The organism is Mycobacterium sp. TH-M15 (genome assembly GCF_057473705.1).
Genome location: NZ_JBYCLB010000343.1, coordinates 1 through 5,017, shown reverse-complemented (window position 1 = coordinate 5,017; position 5,017 = coordinate 1). Strand labels below are relative to the sequence as shown.

The window sequence follows — 5,017 nt, the reverse complement described above, 5'->3', positions numbered from 1 at the left end:
GGCGTCCTGGCATTAGCCCAGATCAACTCGAGTGGCGTGTCGTCGTCGACCCACTTCGCGCCGTGCAGCGCCGACGCGGCCAAGCCGGCCATCACGGCCTCGCGTCCCGACCACAGCCAGGCGGCGACGGTCCGGTGACGCAACGACGGCTGCACCCGTTTGGCCAGGTAGACGTTGGGCATGATGGCCCGGTAGTGCCGGCGCAACTCGTGGCGGGTCAGCGTGCCCGCGGCCACCGCCTCGCTGCCGACGAATGGTTCCATGCGCGCATGCTGCCAGCGACCGCCGACAACCGTTGACTCTGCGTTGGTGGCGCAGAAGTTCGAGTGGCAGGCGCCACCAGCGCAGAGTCAACGCAAAACGCGGCTAATCGTTCTGCAGGTAGCTGAGCAGCCGCAGGATCTCCAGGTAGAGCCAGACCAGCGTCACGGTCAGCCCCAGCGCGATGCCCCACGCCGCCCGCTCGGGTGCCCCGGCACGGATCAGCTGGTCGGCGGCGTCGAAGTCGATCAGGAACATGTACGCGGCGAGCGCGATGCCCGCGAGCGAGAACACGATCGCCCACGGGCCCCCGGTGCGCAGCGGGCCGGCGGCGCCGCCGATGCCCAGCCGGCCCAGCACGAAGCTGCCGATCATCAGCACGAACGCCCCGACCATCATGGCGAACGCCATCCGGGTGGCCTTCGGGGTGACCCGGATGGCGCCGGTCTTGTAGACCACCAGCATCCCGGCGAACACGCCGAGCGTGCCGAGGATTGCCTGGCCGATCATCGAACCCGCGTTGCTGCTCAGCACCACCAACCTGGTCAGCAGGAAGGAGACCGCGCCGAGGAACAGGCCCTCCAGCACCGCGTAGCTCAGCACCAGCGCCTTGCTGTCCTGCTTGCGCCCGAAGACGGCGAACATCACCAGGGCCAGCCCGCCGAATCCGCCGCCGAAGACGAGCGGACCGGCGAGTGCCGCATCGGCCGACACCGCCAGGTAGGCGAAGACCGCGGCCAGACTCAGCACGCCCAGCGTGATGCCGGTCTTGGTGACGACGTCGTCGATGGTCAGCGGCCGGCTGATCGGCGGGGCGGTGTACGGCGCCACCTGGTGGTAGCCCTGAGGGGGCTGGTAGCCCTGGTAGCCCTGGTAGCCATAGCCCGGTTGCGGCTGCTGAACTCCGCGCTGCTGGGGCTTGGGCAACGAACGAAACACCGGGTTCCTGGTCTCCCGCACCGTCCCGATCCTCTCTAGTTTTTCCTGACACGAGGCGTATGAACACCTGTTCAACGATCTGACACCGCCGGGGGTTCCCGGGTGGTGGACGTTCAACGCCGAATGCTACCCGCGGACACCCCGAAGTGGGTAGCGATCTAGATTGCTGTGCATCCCGGCCGATGCCGGGCACCAGCACCGAAGAAGCACCGAGGAAGGGGGAACCAGGCGTGCCGGTTGCATCCGAACTTGGCTCCGATACCGTCCTGACCAGCGTCGAAGACGGCGTCGGCCGGCTGACCCTGAACCGGCCGACGGCCATCAACTCGCTGACCCAGACCATGGTCGACCTGCTGCGAGCCGCGCTCGGCAGCTGGGAGTCCGCCGACGACGTGCGCGCGGTGGTGCTCGCCGGTGCCGGCGAGCGCGGGCTCTGCGCCGGCGGTGACGTGGTGGCGATCTACCACAGCGCCAAGGCCGGCGGCGTCGACGCGCGCCGGTTCTGGCACGACGAGTATCTGCTCAACGCGCAGATCGGCCGGTTCGCCAAGCCGTACGTCTCGCTGATGGACGGGATCGTGATGGGCGGCGGGGTCGGCGTCGGCGCGCACGCGAACACCCGGGTCGTCACCGACAAGACCAAGATGGCGATGCCCGAGGTCGGCATCGGGTTCATCCCCGACGTCGGCGGCACCTACCTGTTGTCCAGGGCGCCCGGGTCACTGGGCCTGCACGCGGCGCTCACCGGCGCGCCGTTCTCCGGCGCCGACGCCATCGCGCTCGGCTTCGCCGACCACTACCTGCCCCATGACCGGCTGGACGCGTTCACCGCCGCGATCACCGCCGACGGTGTCGCGGCCGCGATCGCCGCGCATGCCGTCGAACCGCCGGCGAGCACGCTTGCCGCGCAGCGGGACTGGATCGACGAATGCTACTCACCCGACAGCGTGGCCGAGATCGTCAGCGCACTGCGCGCCCACAGCGCGCCGGAGGCCACCAGCGCGGCCGAGCTGATCGCGACCCGCTCCCCGATCGCGCTGTCGGTGACGCTCGAGTCGATCCGGCGCGCCAAGGCGCTCGGCACGCTGGAAGACGTGCTGACCCAGGAGTACCGGGTCTCGTGCGCATCGCTGCGCTCACACGACCTGGTCGAGGGCATCCGCGCCCAGTTGGTGGAGAAGGACCGCAACCCGCGCTGGTCACCGGCCGAGCTGGCGCAGGTGACCACCACCGACGTCGACGCCTATTTCGTACCCGCAGAAACCGATCTGATGTTTTAAGGAGCGACGCCGATGAGTTACGAAACGATCCTGGTGGCACGCGACGGGCGGGTGGGCACCATCACGCTGAACCGGCCGCAGGCGCTCAACGCGCTCAACAGCCAGGTGATGCGCGAGATCACCACGGTCGCAGCGGAGTTGGACGACGACCCGGGTATCGGTGCGATCATCGTCACCGGGTCGGCCAAGGCATTCGCCGCCGGTGCGGACATCAAGGAGATGGCGAATTTGAGCTTCTCGGACGCCTTCGCGGCGGACTTCTTCGCCGCCTGGGGAAAGTTCGCCGCGGTGCGCACCCCGACGATCGCCGCGGTGGCCGGTCACGCCCTGGGCGGCGGCTGCGAGCTGGCGATGATGTGCGACCTGCTGATCGCCGCCGACACCGCGAAGTTCGGTCAGCCGGAGATCAAGCTCGGGGTACTGCCCGGCATGGGCGGGTCGCAGCGGCTGACCCGGGCGATCGGTAAGGCCAAGGCGATGGACCTGATCCTGACCGGACGCACCATCGACGCCGCCGAGGCCGAACGCTCCGGGCTGGTGTCGCGGGTGGTGCCCGCCGACGACCTGCTGGCCGAGGCGAAGAAGGTCGCCGACACCATCGCCGGGATGTCGTTGTCGGCGGCCCGGATGGCCAAGGAGGCGGTGAACCGGGCGTTCGAGGCCAGCCTGGCCGAGGGACTGCTCTACGAGCGGCGGCTGTTCCACTCGGCGCTGGCCACCGACGACCAGACCGAGGGGATGGCCGCGTTCATCGAGAAGCGGCCGGCGAACTTCTCGCATCGATAGGAGGCCGGATGGCCGAACCGGCACCGGTCACCGCAGAACCCACGCCGGCGACCGCGGCCGAGAAACCGTGGTGGATCAGGCGTTACACGTTCTGCGGCACCGTCGGCGGCCTGATCTTCATCTGGCTGTCGATGACGCCGTCGCTGCTGCCCCGCGGCCCGCTGTATCAGGGCGTGGTCACCGGCGCGTCCGGCGCGATCGGCTACGGCCTGGGCGTGTTCGCGGTCTGGCTGGTCCGCTACCTGCGATCGAAGGATTCCAGCCCGCCGGCGCCACCCCAGGCCTGGGTCGCGCTGATCGTGGCCGGTGCGGTGATTCACGTCGCGATGATCGTCTGGGTGCACATCTGGCAGAACCAGTTGCGTGATCTGATCGGGGTACCGCGGCTGGCCTGGTACAACTACCTGCAGGCCGGCCTGCTCGCGATCGTGGTGCTGTTCGTGCTGGTCGAGGTTGGTCAGCTGGTCCGCCGGCTGACCCGGTTCCTGGTCCGTCAGCTCGACCGCGTTGCGCCGCCGCGGGTCTCGGCGGTGGTGGTGGTCTCCCTGCTGGTGGCGCTGACGATCGCAATCCTCAACGGCGTGGTGCTCACCCGTGCGATGCGGGTGATGAACAACGCATTCGCCGCAGTCAACAACGAGATGAGCCCGGACAACCCGCGACCGTCGACGCCGCTGCGCTCCGGCGGTCCGGAGTCGCTGGTGTCCTGGGAGTCGCTGGGGCAGCAGGGCCGGATCTTCGTCTCTTCGGGTCCGACGGTCGCCGAGCTGGCCGCGTTCAACGGCACACCGGCCAGCCAGCCGATCCGCGCCTACGCCGGTCTGCACTCGGCGCACGGGATTCCGGCGACCGCCGAATTGGCGGCCGCGGAGCTGGAACGCACCGGCGGGCTGGACCGGGCGGTCGTCGCGGTGGCCACCACCACCGGCACCGGCTGGCTCAACGAGGCGGAGGCCTCGGCGCTGGAGTACATGTACAACGGCGACACCGCGATCGTCAGCATGCAGTACTCCTTCCTGCCCAGCTGGCTGTCATTCCTGGTGGACAAGGAGAACGCCCGGCACGCCGGGCAGGAGCTGTTCGAGGCGGTCGACGCGCGGATCCGCCGGCGGCCGGAAGCCAACCGGCCCAAGCTGGTGGTGTTCGGCGAGAGCCTGGGGTCGTTCGGCGGCGAGGCGCCGTTCCTTAGCCTGAACAACGTGCTTGCCCGCACGGACGGCGCGCTGTTCTCCGGGCCGACGTTCAACAACACCATCTGGACCGGCCTGACCGCCGACCGGGACCCGGGCTCACCGGAGTGGCTGCCTATCTACGACGCCGGCGACAACGTCCGGTTCGTGGCCCGGCCCGCCGACCTGGACCGGCCCGACCAGCCGTGGGCGACACCGCGGGTGGTGTATCTGCAGCACGCATCCGACCCGATCGCCTGGTGGAGTCCGCGGCTGCTGTTCAGCAAACCGGACTGGCTGCGCGAGCCGCGCGGCTACGACGTGCTGCCGAGTGTGCGGTGGAAGCCGCTGGTGACATTCCTGCAGGTATCGGCCGACATGGCGGTGGCTGTCGACGTTCCCGACGGGCACGGGCACCGCTACGTCGCCGACGTGGCCAACGGCTGGGCGGCGGTGCTGCAGCCGCCGGGCTGGACCCCGGACCAGACGGCGAAGCTGCGTCCGCTGCTGAAGGCCCCGGAATGAACGCGTAGACGTGGGCTCAGCCGCTCAGCGCGTCGCCCATCACCCCGGCGGCGACCA

Annotated in this window: 4 protein-coding genes and 1 pseudogene; 3 read left to right on the top strand and 2 right to left on the bottom strand. The window is 69.5% G+C overall.

All coding sequences use genetic code 11. The annotated features are described in order from the left end of the window. Both AC2VNT_RS08400 and AC2VNT_RS08395 read right to left on the bottom strand, forming a co-directional pair. Window positions 1–263, bottom strand: a pseudogene (locus AC2VNT_RS08400) (hypothetical protein); the annotation flags it as partial. 103 nt (window positions 264–366) lie between these two features. Beyond that, window positions 367–1,221 (bottom strand): Bax inhibitor-1/YccA family protein, encoded by an 855-nt coding sequence (locus AC2VNT_RS08395; RefSeq protein WP_486946419.1) that lies wholly within the window; start codon window positions 1,219–1,221, stop codon window positions 367–369. Between the two features lie 209 nt (window positions 1,222–1,430). On the opposite strand from AC2VNT_RS08395, the gene AC2VNT_RS08390 reads away from it, so the two are divergent. From AC2VNT_RS08390 to AC2VNT_RS08380, 3 genes are read left to right on the top strand one after another with little or no spacing between them, the layout of a single operon-like run. Further along, window positions 1,431–2,480 (top strand): enoyl-CoA hydratase/isomerase family protein, encoded by a 1,050-nt coding sequence (locus AC2VNT_RS08390; protein WP_486946418.1) that lies wholly within the window; start codon window positions 1,431–1,433, stop codon window positions 2,478–2,480. Window positions 2,481–2,492: 12 nt separating this feature from the next. Continuing rightward, on the top strand, window positions 2,493–3,266 hold the full coding sequence (locus AC2VNT_RS08385) for an enoyl-CoA hydratase (protein WP_486946417.1): 774 nt from the start codon (window positions 2,493–2,495) through the stop codon (window positions 3,264–3,266). An 8-nt stretch (window positions 3,267–3,274) separates the two neighbouring features. After that, window positions 3,275–4,960 (top strand): alpha/beta hydrolase, encoded by a 1,686-nt coding sequence (locus AC2VNT_RS08380; protein ID WP_486946416.1) that lies wholly within the window; start codon window positions 3,275–3,277, stop codon window positions 4,958–4,960. Window positions 4,961–5,017: the final 57 nt, after the last annotated feature.

Bases quoted from the DNA above. Each gene is read 5' to 3' on its own strand.
- AC2VNT_RS08385 (WP_486946417.1), top strand. From the start codon at position 2,493: ATGAGTTACGAAACGATCCTGGTGGCACGCGACGGGCGGGTGGGCACC.
- AC2VNT_RS08380 (WP_486946416.1), top strand. From the start codon at position 3,275: ATGGCCGAACCGGCACCGGTCACCGCAGAACCCACGCCGGCGACCGCG.